Source organism: Cupriavidus sp. Met-2 (assembly GCF_049843575.1).
GTDB classification, from domain to species: domain Bacteria; phylum Pseudomonadota; class Gammaproteobacteria; order Burkholderiales; family Burkholderiaceae; genus Cupriavidus; species Cupriavidus metallidurans.
The window spans coordinates 54,156-72,059 of record NZ_JBBHZL010000013.1; the positions used below are offsets into that span (position 1 = coordinate 54,156).

A 17,904-nucleotide genomic window follows, 5' to 3' on the forward strand; every position below is an offset into this window, starting at 1 on the left:
CCATCACAATGAAGCGAAGCGGTTCTGGCTAGGGTGAAGCAGGGGTTTCGGCTCGTATGCGAGCCGCCTGCGGAACGGCATGTGCCTGCGAGCACATGCGCGCCCTGCAAGGGCGCGGCCGCAGACAGTACAAGTAGTACGGCAAGGCCGCGCAACGACGCCAGAATCATTTTGATAGCGCCTCTGAATCTCAATCCAGCGTGATGTGGTTGGCGCGAATCACCTTGCCCCAGTTGTCTCGATCGGCGGTCACGTAGCGGTCGATCTCAGCCTGTGTGCGCGGCGGCTGTACCACGAACCCGAGCGCGTTGAACGTGTTGCGGAACTGCGCCTCCGTCAGCACGTGCGATGCAGCGGCCTGCAGCTTTGCGACGGCTTCGGGCGGCGTATGCGCCGGCACCGCCAGGCCGAACCATGTGGCGGCGCGGAAGTTCGGGTAGCCGCTTTCGGCGACGGTCGGCACGTTGGGCAGCACGTCGAGCCTCGAACTTCCGGTCACGGCCAGCGCCTTGAGCTTGCCGGCCTTGATATGCGGCAGCGACGTGCTGACCACGTCGACCATAAGCTGGACGTTGTTGCCCAGCAGCGCGGACAGCGCCGGGGCCGAGCCGTTGTACGGCACGTGCGTCATCTCGATGCCGAGTTCGGTCTTCAACATCTCCGTGGCGAGCTGCAACGAATTGCCGAGCCCCACCGACGAGTAATTGAGCTTGCCATTGGCAGCCTTGGCGTAAGCCGCGAACTCCTTGATGTTGTTGGACGGCACCTGGTTGTTGACGACCACCACGAGTGGCGCTTCCACGCCGACCGTGATGATCTTGAACTCCTGCGGCTCGTAGCCGGGCTTCTTGTAGAGCATCGGATTCAGCACCATGCTCGCGCTGGTGACCAGCAGCACCGTGTAGCCGTCCGGCTGCGCGCGCGCCACGCTCTGCGTCCCGATCATCGTGTTTGCGCCGGGGCGGTTCTCCACGAGCACCGGCTGCTTCAGTTCCCGCGACACGCCTTCGGCGATCCCGCGACCGAACTGGTCGGTCGAGCCGCCGGGCGCGTAGGGCACCACGAGCTTGATGGGCCGATCCGGCCATGCGGCGGACGCGGATGACAGGGTCGTGGCAAGGCCGAGCGCTGCCGCGGCCAGGATGGCGGTTCTGCGATGCATGTTGTCTCCTGCTGCTTTGTGTTTTATGTGTGTTGTCTCCCCTCCCCCGCAAAGCGGGAAAGCGGAGCCTGTCAGTGGCCGACGCCGTCGCCGTCGCGGCCGGCTTCCATCAAACCCTTCGCTGCCGCCCTGCCCAGTGCTGGTCGCGCAGCCGGCGCTTTGCCAGCTTGCCCGTTTCGTCGCGCGGCAACTGCGCGACGATTTCGATCGTGCGCGGCACCTTGAAGCCGGACAGCCGGCCTCGCATCCAGTCGATCACGGCCACCGGATCGAGCGTTGTGCCGGCCATGGGCTGAATCACGCCGTGGAGCCGCTCGCCATACTCGTCGTCCGGCACGCCAAACACCACGCAATCGGCCACTCCGGGATAGCGCACGAGTTCATGCTCGATCTCGGCCGGATAGATGTTCACGCCACCCGAGATGACCATGTCCGACGCGCGGTCGCAGATGAACAGGTAGCCATCCGCATCGAGGTACCCCATGTCGCCAAGCGTGACGCGACCGTCCACGTCGATCGTCCGTCGTGCGGCATCGTTGTTCAGGTAGGTGAAATCGGGATAGGCGGGCTGGCGGACGTACACGAGCCCGACTTCGCCTGGCGCGCAGGGTCGTCCGGATTCGTCGATGATGCGCACGCTGGCCGCATCAACCGGACGCCCCGCCGTGCCCGGACGCTCGGCCGCATCCTCGGGTGTGGCCACGGTGACCATGCCCGCCTCGCTCGACGCATAGGTTTCGTGGATCACCGGGCCGAACCAGTCGAGCATGGCGCGCTTGACCTCCGGGGCGCACGGCGAGCCCGTGGACGCGACAAAGCGGATCGACGACAGGTCGTAGCGCGCGCGCACCTCGGGCGGCAGCTTGAGCAGGCGCACGTACATGATCGGCACCAGGTAGAGCACGTCGATGCGATGCTTCTCGACCAGCGCCAGCACCTGCTCGGCGTCGAAGCGCGGCGTCAGTACCAGGCGCTCGGCCATCTGCAGCGCGTTCTGGATAAAGACACCGGGCGCGCTGTGATAGAGCGGCGCGGACATCAGCGCACGGCACCCCGGCACGATCCCGATTGCCTTGGCCACCACCGATCGCATGCGCGCGGTCTGGTCCTCGAGTTCACCCAGCGGCACCGCGCTGCGCAGCACGCCCTTGGGACGGCCGGTGGTGCCCGACGTATAGGCCAGATGTCCACGTGGCGCAACGCGTGGGCCGTCGTACGGCGATTGCGTGGCGAGCCAGGGTTCGTAGGCGATGGTGATGGTGGCATCGGCGTCGCTGCCGTTCACGGTCAGCACGGTCATGCCTGCGGGAATCACTTCGCGCATCGACGGGAACAGATCGGCCTCGATGATCAGCACGCGGGCGCTGCTGTCCTCCAGCAGGAAGCGGGCTTCCTCCGGCGTGAAATGCCAGTTGATCGGGCAGTAGTAGACGCCGGCCGTCCGGCACGCGAAGACGACGTCGGCAAACACCGGGTCATTGCGCAGCATCACGGCCACCACCGCGCCCTCCTCAAGCCCCAGCCGCCGCAGGCCACCCGCCAGCCGATTACCGCGGTCGAGCACTTCGGTGCCGGTGCGGTGCAACGATTCGAACCAGAGGTCTGCGGCCATGCGGGGTCTCCTGTCTGCGCATTTTGTTGACCGAACACTGTAGCGGTGCCTACTGGCATCGACAATGCCTCCGACTGGAATCACAATGTTGCGTCAAACTTGACAATGCTCACTCAGGCGCTTTATGGATCTCCATCTCGTCCAGGCTTTCGTCGACATCGTGGAAGCCGGCAATCTGGCCGAAGCCGGCCGGCGGCGCGGTGTCACGCGCTCGCAGATCAGCCGCCAGCTTGGCCAATTGGAAGAACAGGCCGGCGCGATGCTGCTGCGGCGGACCACGCGCCGGCTAGAGATGACCGACGCGGGACAATCGCTCTACGAGCACGGCTTGCGTATCCTGCAGGAAGTGGCGGCCGCGCAGGCCGAGATCGACAGCCTGGGCAAGACGCTGCGCGGTCATGTGCGCGTGAGCGTGCCCACCGGCCTGGGCGATGCGTTCATCGCCCCGCTGCTGCTGCAGTTCGCCGAGAAGCACCCGGGCATCTCGCTGCGCGTGTTCTTTGCCAACCGTGTGACCGACCTGATCGCGGCGGAAATCGACGTGGCGCTCAAGGTAACGTCCGAGCCGCCGCTCGATACGGTGGCGCGCGACGTGTGCCCGATCCATTGGCAACTCTGTGCCTCGCCCGCCTATCTGGCCGGCATTGCGCCAATCCGGGAGCCCGCCGATCTGGCCGCCTGCCGCTTCCTCTGCCCGCCCTACACGTCCAGGCGCTTCCTGCTGACCCTGGGCCGCGATACCTGCGACGGCCCGGAACGCGAGGATGTCGACATCACGCCGTACCTGCAGTCCGAACACTTTCCCTTCCTGATGAATGCCGTGCGCCAGGGGCACGGCATCAGCCTGCTGCCGCTCTACATGACCTGGGAAGATGTGCGGCGCGGCACGCTGGTACCCGTGCTGCCCGACTGGAAGCCCAAGGGACTGGGCAACCGGCTCTACATCTTCACCACTGCGAATCCGCATCTGTCGATGGCCACGCGGGCGCTGATCAGCTTCCTGCGCGAGACGGTGGCGGAGCTGGACGTGTTCAAGGAGCGCTGAAAACTCCACATCGCACGGCATCGTCGATTTGCACTCGCCCTGCAAACTTTCAATTCGCAAGCTATGATCCATGTCATAACTTGCAACCTGAAAGTAAAAGAGCGAGGAGACACATGATACCGACCGATTTTTCCACCATGCCTTGCCCGATCGCGCGGTCGATGGCGATGCTGGGCGAGCGGTGGGCGATTCTGCTGATGCGCGAGGCCTACTACGGCAGTTTGCGTTTCGATGAGTTCGAGAAGAACCTGGGCATCGCCCCGAACATACTTAGCGCCCGGCTCAAGACGATGGTCGAGCACGGGCTGCTCGACAAAGTGCCGGCCCCTGGCGGCGGCGCGCGCCACGTCTACGTGCTCACCGAGATGGGCCGCGACTTCTTTCCCGTATTCGTTACGCTGAAGGACTGGGCGGACCGGTGGCTGGCCGATCCGAAGGGTCCGCTCACCGTGCTCGAGGACAAGCGCGAGGGCAAGGAAATCATCGCCGGCAAGCTGACGCGCGACGATGGCAGCGCGATCACCGTGGACGACCTGCGCGTAAAACCCGGCCCAGGCGCCGGTCGATATCTGCGCGCGCGTTTTGGCGAACCATCCTCGGAGGCGGCCGATCATGCAAAAGTCTGATGCGCTTGCGCTCGATGGTTCGGCGGCCCTTGCCGAGCCGGTGCCCGCCACCGAGATCGCGCGCGGCATTGCCGTGCTGGCCGCGCCGACCAGTCTGGTGGCGTTCCTGCAGGCCGGCGCGCAACTGATCGAAACCTGGCTGGCCGCGCGGCAAGGTACGGCATCGCTGGCCGGATGGGCCGTGGTGCTGCCATTCGCGCTGCTGCTGCAACAGATGTCGACGGGGGCGATGGGCGGGGGCGTGGTATCGGCCATCGCGCGCGCGCTCGGCGGTGGCAAGCGCGAGGAGGCATCGTCGCTGGTGCTCCACGCGCTGATCATCGCGGTGACGGCCGGGCTGATTTTCGCAATCGTGCTGGCAGGCTTTCCGCGCAGTGTGTTCGGTGCGGTGGCCGGCGCGACGGCGGCCGAAGCCGCGGCGAGCTACGCGATCTGGCTGTTCGGCGCCGGTGCGGTGCCCGCGTGGCTGGCCAATACGCTGGCATCGGTGCTACGCGGTGGCGGACGCCACGCGCTGGCAGCACGTGTGCTGGGCGGCATGTGGGTGGTGTTTCCGGTGCTGTCCTGGTGGTTGGCGGAGCGCGTCGGCATGGGCCTGGCAGGCATCGGCGCGGCCCTGGCGGCCGTGTCATGGGGGGCGGCGTTGGTGATGGCCTATGTGGTGTTCCGTGGCGGCGCGGGCTTCGTGCCGTCGCTGCGCATCCGCCCGTCGAAGGCGCTGTTCTACCGGATTCTCTCCATCGGCCTGGTGGCCTGCGCTCTCGCATCGGTCGCCAACCTGACCACGATTCTCGTCACGGCCCAGTTGCGGCATTACGGCACCACGACCGTGGCTGCCTATGGCATCTCCGCGCGGCTCGAATTCCTGATGATCCCGCTCGCGTTCGGCGTGGGCTCCGCGTTGACAGCCCTGGTGGGCCGCGCGGTGGGCGCCGGTGACTGGCATACCGCGCGCCGCACCGCCTGGGTCGGCGCGTTGCTCGCCTTGCTGATTGCCGGGACGGTAGGGGCGGCGGTCGGGCTGGCGCCAAACCAGTTTGCCGGACTGTTCACCCAGGACCCCAACGTCGGCGCGATTGCCGCGCGCGCGCTGTCGTGGGTCGGCCCGGCGTTCGGCGGCTTCGGGCTGGGGATGGCGCTCTACTTCGCGTCGATGGGTGCGGGCCGTATGCGTTGGCCGATCGCCGCGGGCCTGTGTCGTATCGCCCTGGCGGCGGGCGGTGGCTGGCTGCTGGCCAACGTCGCCGGGATGGGGCTTGACGGACACTTCCTCGGCGTGGCGCTCGGCATCACTTCATACGGACTCGTCACGGCCATCGGCGTGCGCAAGGGGGAATGGTCGCCGCGCCACTAACGGCTGGTGGTCAGCCGCTAATGGCGATTGGTTGATGGCGGCCTCCTTACCTGCGGAATCCCCCGCGGAAGTGGCCGCCACCACCACCGAGGCGTCCACCTCCGCCCTGGAATCCGCCGCCACCGAAACGGCCTTGCCATTGCTGCGCCGCTGAACTGTTGAAGCGCTGCTGGCCGGCCTCGCGCGCCTGGCGCTGCTGCTCGAGCTGGCCCTGCACGTTGTTGTTCGGCTGCACCGGTTGCCAGCCGTTGGGCGTGTGCTGCTGCCAGCCGTTGTCGGTGTGCTGGTAGACGTTGCCGTCGTGCCCGGCGTAGACATTGCCGTTGTTCCAGGCCACGGCATTGCCCTTGTCCGGGTTGGCGACGAATCCGCGGCTGCCCGCCGTGTGCTGCCCGGTCTGGGTATTGCCCGCGACGCCCGCTTCCGCAGCGCCGACGCGTCCAGTCTGCGCGTTGTAGCCCGCAGCCTGTCGCCCTGCCGCATAGTTGCCGTTGTACTCATTGCCGACCACGCCGCCACGCGCGGCGCCTTCGCGGCCGGTGGAAGGATTGGCGAACGAGCCCTGACGCCCCGCCGCATAGTTGCCCGAGTACGGATTGAACGCGGCGCCCCGGCTGCCCTGGTAGCGCGCCCCGGTAGCGGCGTTATAGCCGTAGCCGGCCGTGCCGCGCCATTGCGTGCCCGTCCAGGCATTCCAGCCCTCGGCGTGCGTGACCGTGCCCTGCCCCCAACGGCCATAGAAGTTGGCTTGGTTCACGTTCACGTAGTTCCAGTTGTACGGGCCGCCCCACCAGTACGGCCCCCAGTACGGAGCCGCCGCGCCCCAGATCGCGCCAGCCGCGAATCCGAAAGCGAAGCCTTCGGCCACGCCGATGCCAAACCCGGCGCCATAGCCATAGGTCACCGGGTATCCGTAGTAGTAGGTGCCGACATACGGCGGATAGACGTAGCCGGTGCCGTAGACCACGGTGCCGTCCGGGCTGACCACGACGCCCATGTAGCCGGGCGTGTAACCCACCACTACCGTTTCCGGCGTCACCGAATAGATGCGCACATAGGTCACGTAGTACACCGGCGAGCTCGGCGGAATCGTGTAGATCGCGGAAGGCACCTCGGTCGCGACCACCCACGGGCCATCCGGCGCACTGGAGGTGAACCAAATGCCGTTCGACACCGCGTAGTAGCGGCCGCTATCGACCTCGATCACGGGCGTGCCGGTGTTCACCGCGTAGCGCAGCGACGTACCGGTGATCGGCTCGAACTTCGGCGCGCCATCATAGGTCGCGGTCATCGTGGCCTTGGTGCGCGACACCGAGGCCGTCTGCGGAATCGTCGCCGCGATCTCGGCTTCCCGGGCCTGTGGCGTGCCGGGGACGGACACCAGCACGTTCGACTTCGGGTCCTGCGGCGAGATCTTGGCGAAATTGGCGGGCAGCTTGTCGCCGGGGACGAACTCCCACGGCCCGCTCAGTACCGGCGCCCGGAACCAGCGGCCCGAGATCAGCACGTAGTACTGGTTGGTCGATGGGTCCAGCAGCACGGCGTGATCGGCGTTGCCCACCGTCAGCAGCTCGACGCCGCCGACCGGCTTCATCTGCGGCTCGCCGTCGGTGACCACCAGTTCCGCAGGGCCGGTTGCCAGCAATATGGTGGGCGGCCGCGCGGGCTTCTTGCCATCGGCAGGCATCATCGGATCGGGCCTGGTCTGGTCCTTGGCCGCCTGCAGCTTGCTGGCGGCGCCCAGCACGGCCGCGGGCGGGTTGGCCACGCTATCCCAATGACCACCGGCCGATTCCGACCGATACCAGTAACCCGCCGCCTGCAGCCACAATTCGCCGCCCTGCTCGCGCAGCATCAGCGCGCGGCTGTTGATCGCGCGCTCGATCTGCGTGCCTGCCACTGCGCGCCAGACCGGCTCGCCATCGACATGCACAAGCAGCGTGGGCGTGGTCGCGAAGAAAATTTGCGGCACGTCGTTCTTGACCGGCACCCTGGTTGCGCGAGCCAGTTCCTGCGACACCGCGTAGCTGGCCTGCAGTTCATCGAGCGGGACGGTCAGCCCCTTGGGCGGCAGCCGGCCGATCAGCGCCGTGCGCACCTTGTCGGCCGCATCGGGGCGTGTGGGCACGTCAACGCTATCGATCTGGATCTGCGTGAGCTGAACCAGCCCGGATGGCTTGTCGATATCGGCCTGCGCCGAGAACCGGGCCACGCCGTAGGTGGGCGTGCCGTCCTTGTCGCCAACGGCCACCGCGGCCCGACCCGACAGCCGGTTGCCTTCCCATTTCTCGATCTCGGGCTGATAGAGCTCGATGTGCTCCCCCGCGGCGTCGAAGTTGCGCGGCCAGTTCAGCGACGGCAGCTTCTGGGCCGCGCTGGCCGAGGTTCCGGGATTGGCCGCCAGGACGGCAGGCGTGACCGCCGTCAGCAGGGCGGCTGCCATCAGTGCCTGGCTCAGGAACGTGCGCTTCGGGAATGACATGAGATCTCCGGCATGAGTGAGCAGTATGCGACACCGCTCGTATCGTCGGTCGAATCTAAAGTAGTGCGAAGACTGGAACAATCCGCCTCGAAAACATTCAGGATGACCACGGAAATCTGACAGATCACCTTCTCTGGGCCGGCCAGGAATTTCGGGATGGTGGCGTGCATCTTTATGCTCTCCGATTCATGTTACGCCTCTCGAAACCCCTTGAAGCGCCCCGGCTGCGCCCTCACTTTCTAACGATCTCATCTTCGCGCCCCCGCCATGAGTGCCATACGTTCCCGACGTTCGCTACTGATCCCCGTGCTGATCGTGGCGCTACTCCATGTCTATATCGGCGTGCGGCTGCTGCCCGGTCTGCCGGTGCCAATGATCGTCCACAGCCTTGCCGTGCTGTGGCTCATCGCCTCGACCCTGCTGATGCCAGCCGCGTTGATGGCGCGCCGACTATCGACGCCGTGGGCCGACCAGCTTTCGTGGGTCGGCATGATGGCGATGGGGTTCTTCTCTTCGCTGCTGGTGCTGACCATTGCGCGCGACCTCTTCCTGTTGGTGACGCTAGCCATTGGCTGGCGTCCGCCCGGCCTGACGGGCTATAGCGCCCTGGGCGCGATTGCGCTGGCCCTCGCCGTGACGGTGATCGGCTTCTTCCAGGCGCGCGGGCTGGCGAAGGTCAAGGAAGTGGACGTGCCGATCGCCAACCTGCCCGACGCGCTGCACGGCTTCACGATCGCGCAGATCAGCGATATCCACGTGGGCCCCACCATCAAACGCCCGTATATCGATCGCATCGTCGATCGCGTGAACAGCCTGGCGCCCGATGCGATCGCTATCACCGGTGACCTGGTCGATGGCTCGGTGCGCGAGCTTTCCGCGCACACGGCGCCATTCGCGCGGCTATCGGCGCGGCACGGCGCGTACGTGGTCACAGGCAACCACGAGTACTACTCTGGCGCGGAAGCCTGGATCGTGGAGTTGCGCCGCCTGGGGCTGCGCGTGCTGATGAACGAACACGTGGTGGTCGAGCGGGGCGACGCCTCGCTGGTGCTCGGCGGCGTGACCGACTTCACGGCCGGGGGCTTCATCGAGAGCCATCGCAGCGATCCGGTGCAGGCCCTGGACGGCGCGCCCCGGGACGCGGCAGCACGCGTGCTGCTGGCGCACCAGCCACGCACTGCGCCGGCTGCTGCGGCGGCGGGCTTCGATCTGCAACTGTCGGGGCATACCCACGGCGGACAGTTCTGGCCCTGGAACCTGTTCGTGCCGATGCAGCAGCCCTACGTGCATGGGCTGAACCGGCATGACAACCTGTGGGTGTATGTGAGCCGTGGAACCGGCTACTGGGGGCCGCCGAAGCGGTTCGGGGCGCCTTCGGAGATTACGCTCGTGAGGCTGGTGAGGGGGTAAGGCTGGTGAGGGCGTAGGGCTGGATGGTTTTCTCCCCTCTCCCACAAGTGGGAGAGGGGAGCCAATCAAAACTGCTTTACCTATCAGCGCGTGATCGGCTTATACCGAATGCGCTTCGGCTTCGCGGCCTCTTCGCCGAGACGCTTCTTCTTGTCGGCTTCGTATTCCTGATAGTTGCCAGGGAAGAACTCCACGTGCGAGTCGCCTTCGAAGGCGAGGATGTGCGTTGCGATACGGTCCAGGAACCAGCGATCGTGCGAGATCACCATCACGCAGCCGGCAAACTCGAGAAGCGCGTCTTCCAGCGCGCGCAGCGTTTCCACGTCCAGGTCGTTCGACGGTTCATCCAGCAGCAGCACGTTGCCGCCGGCAATCAGCGTCTTGGCCATGTGCAGACGGCCACGTTCACCGCCTGACAGCGTGCCCACCTGCTTCTGCTGATCGCCACCCTTGAAGTTGAAGCGGCCGATGTACGCACGCGACGGCGTTTCGTACCTGCCCACGGTCAGGATGTCCGACCCGCCCGAGATCTCCTCGAACACGGTCTTGTTGCCGTCCAGCGCATCGCGGCTCTGGTCGACGAACGCCATCTTCACCGTCGGCCCGATCTTGATCTCACCGCTGTCCGGCTGTTCCTTGCCAGTCAGCATCTTGAAGAAGGTGGACTTACCGGCGCCGTTCGGGCCGATGATGCCGACGATCGCGCCCGGCGGCACCTTGAAGCTCAGGTTCTCGATCAGCATGCGATCGCCGAACCCCTTGCTGACGTTGTCGAACTCGATGACCTCGTTACCCAGGCGCTCACCCACGGGGATGAAGATCTCCTGGGTTTCGTTGCGCTTCTGGTATTCCTGGCTATTCAGTTCGTCGAAACGGGCCAGACGCGCCTTCGACTTGGCCTGACGACCCTTCGGGTTCTGGCGCACCCACTCCAGTTCCTTGTTCAGCGCCTTCTGACGGGCCGATTCGCTGGCCTCTTCCTGCTTCAGGCGGTTTTCCTTCTGCTCCAGCCACGAGCTGTAGTTGCCCTTCCAGGGAATGCCGTGCCCGCGGTCCAGTTCCAGAATCCACTCGGCGGCGTTGTCCAGGAAGTAGCGGTCGTGGGTGACGGCCACCACGGTGCCCGGGAAGCGCGTCAGGAACTGTTCAAGCCAGTCGACCGATTCGGCGTCGAGGTGGTTGGTCGGCTCGTCGAGCAGCAGCATGTCGGGGCGCGACAGCAGCAGGCGGCACAGCGCCACGCGACGCTTTTCACCACCGGACAGATTGCCAATCTTGGCGTCCCACGGCGGCAGGCGCAGCGCGTCGGCGGCGATTTCGAGCTGCAGCTCGGCGTTATTGCCGTCGCTGGCGGACAGGATCGCCTCGTACTTGGCCTGCTCGGCAGCCAACGCGTCGAAGTCGGCGTCCGGCTCGGCGTAGGCGGCGTAGATCTCGTCGAGCTTCTTGCGGGCTTCGAACACCCCGCCGAGCGCCTCTTCGACCGATTCACGCACGGTCTGCTCGGGATCGAGCTGCGGCTCCTGCGACAAATAGCCGATGTTCAGGTTCGGCATCGGCGTGGCTTCGCCTTCAATCTCCTTGTCGAGACCGGCCATGATCTTCAGCAGCGTGGACTTGCCGGAGCCGTTCAGGCCCAGCACGCCGATCTTGGCGCCGGGGAAGAAGGACAGCGAGATGTCCTTGAGGATGTGACGCTTGGGCGGAACGATCTTGCCCACGCGGTTCATGGTGAAAACGTACTGTGCCATTGGGGTGCGCGTTCGGATGGATGTCGGGGAATGGCGGGAGTGTAGCAAACGGGCGGGCGCTGCCCCGGCCACACCGGATGAAATCGGGCGCGGCAAGTACAATATCTGGTTTCCCAATCGAACCCGATTGCAGTCGATTCCATGAGCAAAGCCGCCCTGACCCTCCGTTTCAAGTGCAAGAAGTGCACAAAACCCGTCACCCTGTACCTGCAGAAGACGTCCGCGTGCTCGCACATCCTCCCGTACCAGGGCTTCTGCAAGTGCGGCGAAATGATGCGCCATGCCATCGGTGACAAGGACGCCGTCGAGTCGTTCGTGAATTCGATGGACAACAGCTGGATGCATCACCACCACCATCACTGAGCATCGTGAATGAAGCGTGGCGCCCGGGCGCGAAAGACCCGATGCGTTTTCTTGGCGGCTATCCGCCCGATGTGCTCGCGCAGGTGCGCGCACTGATCGATGCCGACCGTCTGGGCGAGCACATCGCCCGGCGCTACCCGGACCGCCACACGATCCAGACCGACCGCGCGCTCTACGACTACACCTCCGAGATCAAGCAGGAATACCTGCGCAGCGCGCCACCGCTGCACAAGGTGCGTTATGACGCGCGGCTGGACACCGCCCAGCACGCGCTGGGGCTGCATACCGCGATTTCTCGCGTGCAGGGTGGCAAGCTGAAAGCCAAGAAGGAAATCCGGGTGGCGTCGCTGTTCAAGGAAGCACCACCGGAATTCCTGCGCATGATCGTCGTGCACGAGCTCGCTCATTTGAAAGAGACCGACCACGACAAGGCGTTCTACCGGCTCTGCGAATATATGGAGCCGCGCTACCACCAACTGGAATTCGACACGCGATTATTCCTGGCGTGGCGAGAGATGGAAAAGCGCGGCGGCGCCTGAGAATCTCCCAGAATCAGTCGCAGCTATACCGATACTTGTCGTTCAGCGCCAGCGGCAGCACCAGCGTCCGGATACTCAGCGCGGCAGCGTTGGCGCATAACGCCGGCCGCTTTGTCGCATCCTTCCACTTCGTCGCATATTCCACGTTGAACACCGGCTTGCCTTGCGCCGTGAAGGCCGAGTATCCGCCGCACTCGTTGTACTGGAAGCATTGCTCGTTAATCGCGAAATCAAATGACGATGCCAGATCGGTGAGCTGGCCGACGTCGTTCTTCAATCCGATCGCCAAACCGCGCGCATGTGCCGCGTTAGCCAGAAAGCGGTTGTAGTCGAGCTGGGTGTCCGCCGTGAGCGGCAGGCCGGTGTTATTGGTATATCCATCGACATTGTCGGGATCAACGCCGTCGCACCCCTTCGAGACCGCCAAATCCATACGCGCGGCCATGATGCCGCGCACATTGCTGGATCGCGTATCCAGCCAGCGCTCGCCCGCCCAGCCGCTGAGTACGTTGCCCATATCCGAGGGCTGGAAACTCTGGAAATCGGGGCGCCAGTCCTCGCTGCTTCCCGCGGAGAAATAGCAGACGACTCGCCTGCCCTGCTCCTTGAGCGATGCAATGGTCGACGGTGGCGTGTCGAACAGGTCGAGCACGTAGACCGCGACGTTGTAACTCGTATCGAGTTTTCCCTGGAGTTGAAGCTGCCACGTGTCGGTTACCGATGGCATCCAGCGGACTGGATTGGCGACCATACTGTTGTTCACCTGCTTCGTCGAAAGCGTGGCGGCTTCCGTCACCCGAATCACCGTGCCGCCCGAATTGTCGTCCCCGCCACCACCACAGGCCGCTACTGCGATAACGGCCGTTACCGCAGCAAGGCACACCCTCACCGAGCTTGCCAGTTTTCCATCCATTTCAATTGCCCTTCCAGTTGAACCCCAACAAAACCTTCAATTGGCCGCTATATTCTTCCGCCCGCGCAGTCGGCCAACACACGGGAAGTGTCTTTCGTGGAAAAGGCATATGTGACGCACGGCGCATTATCACGGAGCCGGGTCTGGTGGTAATGACAACTTGCGTCGATGGGTGGAAATGCGACACCGGTGCCACGAACACATCTCACCGATCATCAAGAAGCTTGCCTCCGTAACCGATATCGGATTCGATTGTGAGTTCGCAAAAATGTCACTTTCAGTTTCGCTCGTGGACGGACAACGAATGTCCGTTTCGCAATTTTGAGGTCCCAATCGCTATAGGTCCGATTTTCAAGTCTTATGTGTGCAACATCCGGGCGACCAGAGAAGCCCGAGGCAGCAACTCCGCAATATTCTGTCAGTCAGCGCTTCCTAAGAGTCTCCGCCGGTGCCTGCCTTGCCGTACTGATGCTGTTGGCCTGGCTGGTCTCTCATCAGTGGCAAGCATTCTCGCGCAGCGACCAGGCACTCTCGGATTTCGAGATCTTCCGTGCGGCGCTGCTGGCGATGGAAAAGGTATCAGCAGAACGCGGCCCCATGAATGCCGTGCTTGGCGAGGATGTACCGATGCCGGCGCAGCGCATCGCGGCACTACGCAAGGCCCGCGAGGAAAGCGATGCCAGTCTGCGTGACCTCGACGCAGCGATCGAGGCTAGCCACTGCGAGGAGTGCGCCGCGCTTTACGTGACAGCCACCCACGCGATCACCATGCTGGCGGAGGCGCGCAAACATGCCGACGACGTACTGCTGGTGCCGCGCCAGACCCGATCCCCAGAGCTGCTGGACAACGCCGTTAACCACATGGCGAACGTCATCCCGATCATTGCAGGCATCGCCGATGGCACCATCGGGGACATCGTCAGCGGCGACGCTGCAGTCCTGGACGTCCTGCAGATGGCCCGGCTCGCGGCCGCGCTGCGCGAACACGCCGGGCTGCTCGGTTCGCGCTTTACGGGCGCGCTCGCATCGGACCGGCAACTGACCGAACAGGAGCAGCAACGCATCTTCAACAGCGAGGGCCGCGTGGAGCAGCTTCGCACGCTCCTGGCATCGCACGCCGGCCATCACCCTACCCTCGCGCCGGAAGCGGTAAGACGTGTCGGCATGGTGTATGGCGAAGCCGGACTGGCTTATGTCACCAAGGTCTACCGCCGCGCGAAACGTCCGATGGGCGCCGGCATCACCACCGGTGATTTCGCCGCGCAGTATGTGCCGACGATGCTGCCGATCGTCCAGTTGCGCGACGAGATTCTCGACCACGCCCGCGCGCGCTTGCACCGCAACCGCGACGTCACCCTGACGCTGCTGCTCGGCGCATTCGCCATCGCCTTCGCGCTGCTGGGAACGATGATCTGGCTGCATTCGCTGTTTCGCCGGCAGATCCTGAAACCATTCTTCGCGGCCACACGGTCCATCCTGGCCATTGCGAACGGCAATCTCTCCGTACGCGTGCCATCGCCCAACAACTACCGTGGCGAAATCCGAGCGCTGCTCGAGGCCGTTCACACACTCAAGCGCTACAGCCTGGACAAGCAGCAACTGGAACAAGACCGCCAGCGACTGATCGCCCAGCTGACCACCATGGCGGAAACGGACGCGCTCACGCAGTTGCTGAACCGTCGCGCACTCGAAGCACGGGCTTGCGACCTGTGCGCAAGCCCTGCAGCCGACAAACCCTACGTCGCGCTGGTGATGTTCGATATCGACCATTTCAAGCGGATCAACGACACATATGGGCATATCGCGGGGGACCGGGCGCTTGAGATCGTTGGCGCCGTGTGCCGGGAAGTGCTGGGTACCGGAGACCTGGCCGCGCGCTTTGGCGGGGAAGAATTCGCGGTGGTTTCGCTGGTGAGCACACCCGGCGAAGCGTTGAGGCTCGCCGAGCAGCTAAAGGAAAAGCTGCGCGAGATCCGGGTGACGCTGGAGAGCGCCAGACCGTTCGGCATGACGGTCAGCCTCGGCGTCGCCATCGGACGCCGGGAGGATGTGGGCCAGGACCTCTCGGCGCTGATCAGGCAGGCGGATCTGATGCTTTATCGGGCGAAGCGCGGGGGGAGGAATCGGATTGAGGGGGATTGGGAACTGATGGTTGGTTGAGTGGCGGACGCCAAGCAACTGTTATCACGTCGCCACTGGCCGCCAGATACTCTTTAGATGCTACAGTCGACATCCCCATCCGACATAACATCGCCCCATTACGTCGACCATCGACATAAGGTACTCAAAAAGCAAAAAGGCCACGCTCTCGCGTGGCCTTTTCACATAATTCTTGGTGCCGGCTGCAGGACTCGAACCCGCCACCTGATGATTACAAATCAACTGCTCTACCTGATGAGCTAAGCCGGCATTTTTGGTGCAGTCCGCGATTCTACTTCAAGCGGACCGCTTTGACGATGGCTTATTTGACCACCTTCAGTGAAGGCTTCTTCCCGCCGATGCGTGGCACGGACGGCGGCGTCGGGTCGTCGTCAGGAGAGACGCCCTCTTCCGCCGTTACCGGCGCCGGCGTATCGCTGTCGACCGAGGCGAGCTTCGGCGGCGGGTTGTTCTCCCGCTCCGTCGCAGCCTGGGTTTCGGGGATACTACGTTCCACCGGGAACGCCATGCCTTGGCCGTTCTCACGCGCGTAGATCGCCAGCACGTTATCCACGGGCACTTCGATCTTGCGCGACACGCCACCGAAGCGCGCGCTGAACGTAATCCACTCGTTCCCCATATCGAGACCGCTGGTCGCGTCGAAGCTCACGTTCAGCACGATTTCGTTGTTCTTCACGAATTCGCGCGGCACGCTGGTATTGCCGTCGACGAAGACTGCGATGTACGGCGTGAAGCCGTTATCTGTACACCATTCGTAAATGGCCCGGATCAGATAGGGCTTGGTGGATGTTTCAGACATTACGCTTTGCGGTGGCGACGTCGGATGTGTCTTAGCGACGCATCACCTTTTCAGACGGGGTCAGAGCTTCGATGTAGGCCGGGCGGCTGAAGATACGCTCGGCGTACTTCAGCAGCGGCGCGGCGTTCTTCGACAGCTCAATGCCATAGTGATCCAGACGCCACAGCAGCGGGGCGATGGCGACGTCGAGCATCGAGAACTCTTCGCCGAGCATGTACTTGTTCTTGACGAAAATCGGGGCCAGTTGCGTCAGGCGGTCACGAATCGCGGCGCGGGCGCGCTCGTGATTCTTTTCAGCGGCCTTGCCCTTTTCGTTTTCCAGCACGTAGACGTGCGTGAACAGTTCCTTCTCGAAGTTGAACAGGAACAGACGGGCACGGGCGCGCTGCACCGGGTCGGCCGGCATCAGCTGCGGGTGCGGGAAGCGCTCGTCGATATACTCGTTGATGATGTTCGATTCGTACAGGATCAGGTCACGTTCGACGAGGATCGGTACCTGGCCGTACGGGTTCATCACCGAGATATCTTCCGGCTTGTTGAACAGGTCAACGTCGCGGATCTCGAAGTCCATGCCCTTTTCGAACAGGACAAGGCGGCAACGTTGGGAAAACGGGCAAGTGGTACCCGAATACAACACCATCATGGTTGAATTCCTTGGGTGTGGAGTGCGCCAGATCGATATAACTTCAGCGAACTTGGCAGAGCTAGGTCGGACAGGGCAGACATTCTGTCAGAACGCCCTATCGAAAAGCAAATAAGTTACAAATACAAGGTGTGCCCCCAAGCCGACTTGACCGAACGGCAGCCCGGTGTCGCGTAAAACAAAAGGGCCGACGCGGTGCTGCACTGCTGCAACCTCCGCGCCGGCCCTTCGGCGGGCACCGCCAGGCTGTTACAACCAGCCTGACAAGCCACACAGGCTTACCTCACATCTTTCCAGTAAGCGGCATTCAGGCGCCAGGCAAACACGGTGAACATGCCCAGGAACAGGAGCACCCACACGCCCAGACGCTTGCGATGGCTTTGTTCCGGCTCGGCCATCCAGTTCAGGTAGTTCACCAGATCGGCTGCGGCCTGGTCATATTCCTGCGAGCTCAGCTTGCCCGGGGTGATCTGCTCGAAACCTGTGAACTTGTGCACCTTCTCGCCGTGTTCCTCGGCTTCCGCGAACTTGGCGGCGCGCTGGCCCTGCAGTTCCCACAGCACGTGCGGCATGCCGACGCTCGGGAAGACCAGGTTGTTCCAGCCCGTGGCGCGGGTGTCATCACGGTAGAACGTGCGCAGGTACGTGTAGAGCCAGTCGTTGCCGCGAGCGCGGGCGATGACCGACAGGTCCGGGGGAATCGCGCCGAAGAATGCCTTGGCGTCCTTCGGGTGCATCGCGATTGTCATCGTTTCGCCCACCTTGCCCGCCGAGAACAGCAGGTTCTGCTGGATCTGTTCGTCGGTAAGGTCCAGGCCCTTGAGCCGGTTGTAGCGCATCATCGACGCGCCGTGGCAATTCAGGCAGTAGTTGACGAACAGCTTGGCACCGCGCTGCAGCGATGACACATCGCTCGTGTCCAGCGGCGCCGGCTCCAGCGGGAAGCCCCCTTCTGAAGCCATCGCGGGCATTGCCGCGAAACAAGCGCCGACCAGTGCGAAGATCGAAAGCAACTTTTTCATCTTGTGTCCTTGTCCTCTTGTAG

At 64.0% G+C, this 17,904-nt stretch carries 15 protein-coding genes and 1 tRNA gene; 7 read left to right on the forward strand and 9 right to left on the reverse strand.

All coding sequences use genetic code 11. From position 1 onward, the window contains the following. Positions 1-190: 190 nt before the first annotated feature. Both WD006_RS23835 and WD006_RS23840 read right to left on the reverse strand, forming a co-directional pair. Complete coding sequence (locus tag WD006_RS23835) at positions 191-1,162, reverse strand: Bug family tripartite tricarboxylate transporter substrate binding protein (protein WP_011517696.1); 972 nt, start codon at positions 1,160-1,162, stop codon at positions 191-193. Between the two features lie 109 nt (positions 1,163-1,271). Next, the gene (locus WD006_RS23840; RefSeq protein ID WP_011517697.1) at positions 1,272-2,774 is read right to left on the reverse strand and encodes an acyl-CoA synthetase; all 1,503 of its coding nucleotides are present in this window, start codon (positions 2,772-2,774) and stop codon (positions 1,272-1,274) included. Positions 2,775-2,898: 124 nt separating this feature from the next. On the opposite strand from WD006_RS23840, the gene WD006_RS23845 reads away from it, so the two are divergent. From WD006_RS23845 to WD006_RS23855, 3 genes are all read left to right on the forward strand, one after another. Beyond that, on the forward strand, positions 2,899-3,819 hold the full coding sequence (locus WD006_RS23845; RefSeq protein WP_011517698.1) for a LysR family transcriptional regulator: 921 nt from the start codon (positions 2,899-2,901) through the stop codon (positions 3,817-3,819). A gap of 113 nt (positions 3,820-3,932) precedes the next feature. Then, positions 3,933-4,445: a winged helix-turn-helix transcriptional regulator gene (locus WD006_RS23850; protein ID WP_011517699.1), complete on the forward strand. Its 513-nt coding sequence runs from the start codon at positions 3,933-3,935 to the stop codon at positions 4,443-4,445. Then, positions 4,432-5,799: an MATE family efflux transporter gene (locus WD006_RS23855; RefSeq protein ID WP_011517700.1), complete on the forward strand. Its 1,368-nt coding sequence runs from the start codon at positions 4,432-4,434 to the stop codon at positions 5,797-5,799. Before WD006_RS23850 ends, WD006_RS23855 begins: the two co-directional genes overlap by 14 nt. A gap of 46 nt (positions 5,800-5,845) precedes the next feature. Here the strand turns inward: WD006_RS23855 and WD006_RS23860 are convergent, their stop codons facing one another. After that, positions 5,846-8,281 carry a carbohydrate-binding protein gene (locus WD006_RS23860; protein ID WP_029308605.1) on the reverse strand — a complete coding sequence of 812 codons (2,436 nt, stop codon included), beginning with the start codon at positions 8,279-8,281 and terminating at the stop codon, positions 5,846-5,848. Positions 8,282-8,548: 267 nt separating this feature from the next. Here WD006_RS23860 and WD006_RS23865 point away from each other — a divergent pair, with 267 nt between their 5' ends. Continuing rightward, a complete protein-coding gene (locus WD006_RS23865; protein ID WP_011517703.1) occupies positions 8,549-9,691 on the forward strand; it encodes a metallophosphoesterase in 1,143 nt (380 codons plus the stop codon). A gap of 83 nt (positions 9,692-9,774) precedes the next feature. Here the strand turns inward: WD006_RS23865 and ettA are convergent, their stop codons facing one another. Next, a complete protein-coding gene (ettA, locus tag WD006_RS23870) occupies positions 9,775-11,442 on the reverse strand; it encodes an energy-dependent translational throttle protein EttA (protein ID WP_008643099.1) in 1,668 nt (555 codons plus the stop codon). Positions 11,443-11,583: 141 nt separating this feature from the next. Between ettA and WD006_RS23875 the strand changes: the two genes are divergently transcribed. Together WD006_RS23875 and WD006_RS23880 are read left to right on the forward strand one after the other, a co-directional pair. Further along, positions 11,584-11,805: a hypothetical protein gene (locus WD006_RS23875; RefSeq protein ID WP_011517705.1), complete on the forward strand. Its 222-nt coding sequence runs from the start codon at positions 11,584-11,586 to the stop codon at positions 11,803-11,805. Between the two features lie 41 nt (positions 11,806-11,846). Beyond that, complete coding sequence (locus WD006_RS23880; protein ID WP_011517706.1) at positions 11,847-12,344, forward strand: M48 family metallopeptidase; 498 nt, start codon at positions 11,847-11,849, stop codon at positions 12,342-12,344. A gap of 13 nt (positions 12,345-12,357) precedes the next feature. On the opposite strand, the gene WD006_RS23885 is transcribed toward WD006_RS23880, so the two are convergent. Then, a complete protein-coding gene (locus WD006_RS23885) occupies positions 12,358-13,257 on the reverse strand; it encodes an endo alpha-1,4 polygalactosaminidase (RefSeq protein ID WP_011517707.1) in 900 nt (299 codons plus the stop codon). Between the two features lie 468 nt (positions 13,258-13,725). Between WD006_RS23885 and WD006_RS23890 the strand changes: the two genes are divergently transcribed. Continuing rightward, entirely contained in the window at positions 13,726-15,417 is a 1,692-nt protein-coding gene (locus WD006_RS23890; RefSeq protein WP_035821295.1) for a GGDEF domain-containing protein, read from the forward strand. A gap of 173 nt (positions 15,418-15,590) precedes the next feature. Here the strand turns inward: WD006_RS23890 and WD006_RS23895 are convergent. The 4 genes from WD006_RS23895 to WD006_RS23910 all read right to left on the reverse strand — a co-directional run bounded on the left by WD006_RS23895 (position 15,591) and on the right by WD006_RS23910 (position 17,881). Further along, positions 15,591-15,666 (reverse strand) — tRNA-Thr (locus tag WD006_RS23895). Between the two features lie 52 nt (positions 15,667-15,718). After that, on the reverse strand, positions 15,719-16,216 hold the full coding sequence (locus tag WD006_RS23900) for a ClpXP protease specificity-enhancing factor (RefSeq protein ID WP_011517709.1): 498 nt from the start codon (positions 16,214-16,216) through the stop codon (positions 15,719-15,721). Positions 16,217-16,247: 31 nt separating this feature from the next. Continuing rightward, the gene (locus WD006_RS23905; RefSeq protein WP_008643086.1) at positions 16,248-16,859 is read right to left on the reverse strand and encodes a glutathione S-transferase N-terminal domain-containing protein; all 612 of its coding nucleotides are present in this window, start codon (positions 16,857-16,859) and stop codon (positions 16,248-16,250) included. 278 nt (positions 16,860-17,137) lie between these two features. Continuing rightward, the gene (locus tag WD006_RS23910) at positions 17,138-17,881 is read right to left on the reverse strand and encodes a cytochrome c1 (RefSeq protein ID WP_011517710.1); all 744 of its coding nucleotides are present in this window, start codon (positions 17,879-17,881) and stop codon (positions 17,138-17,140) included. Positions 17,882-17,904 lie beyond the last annotated feature (23 nt).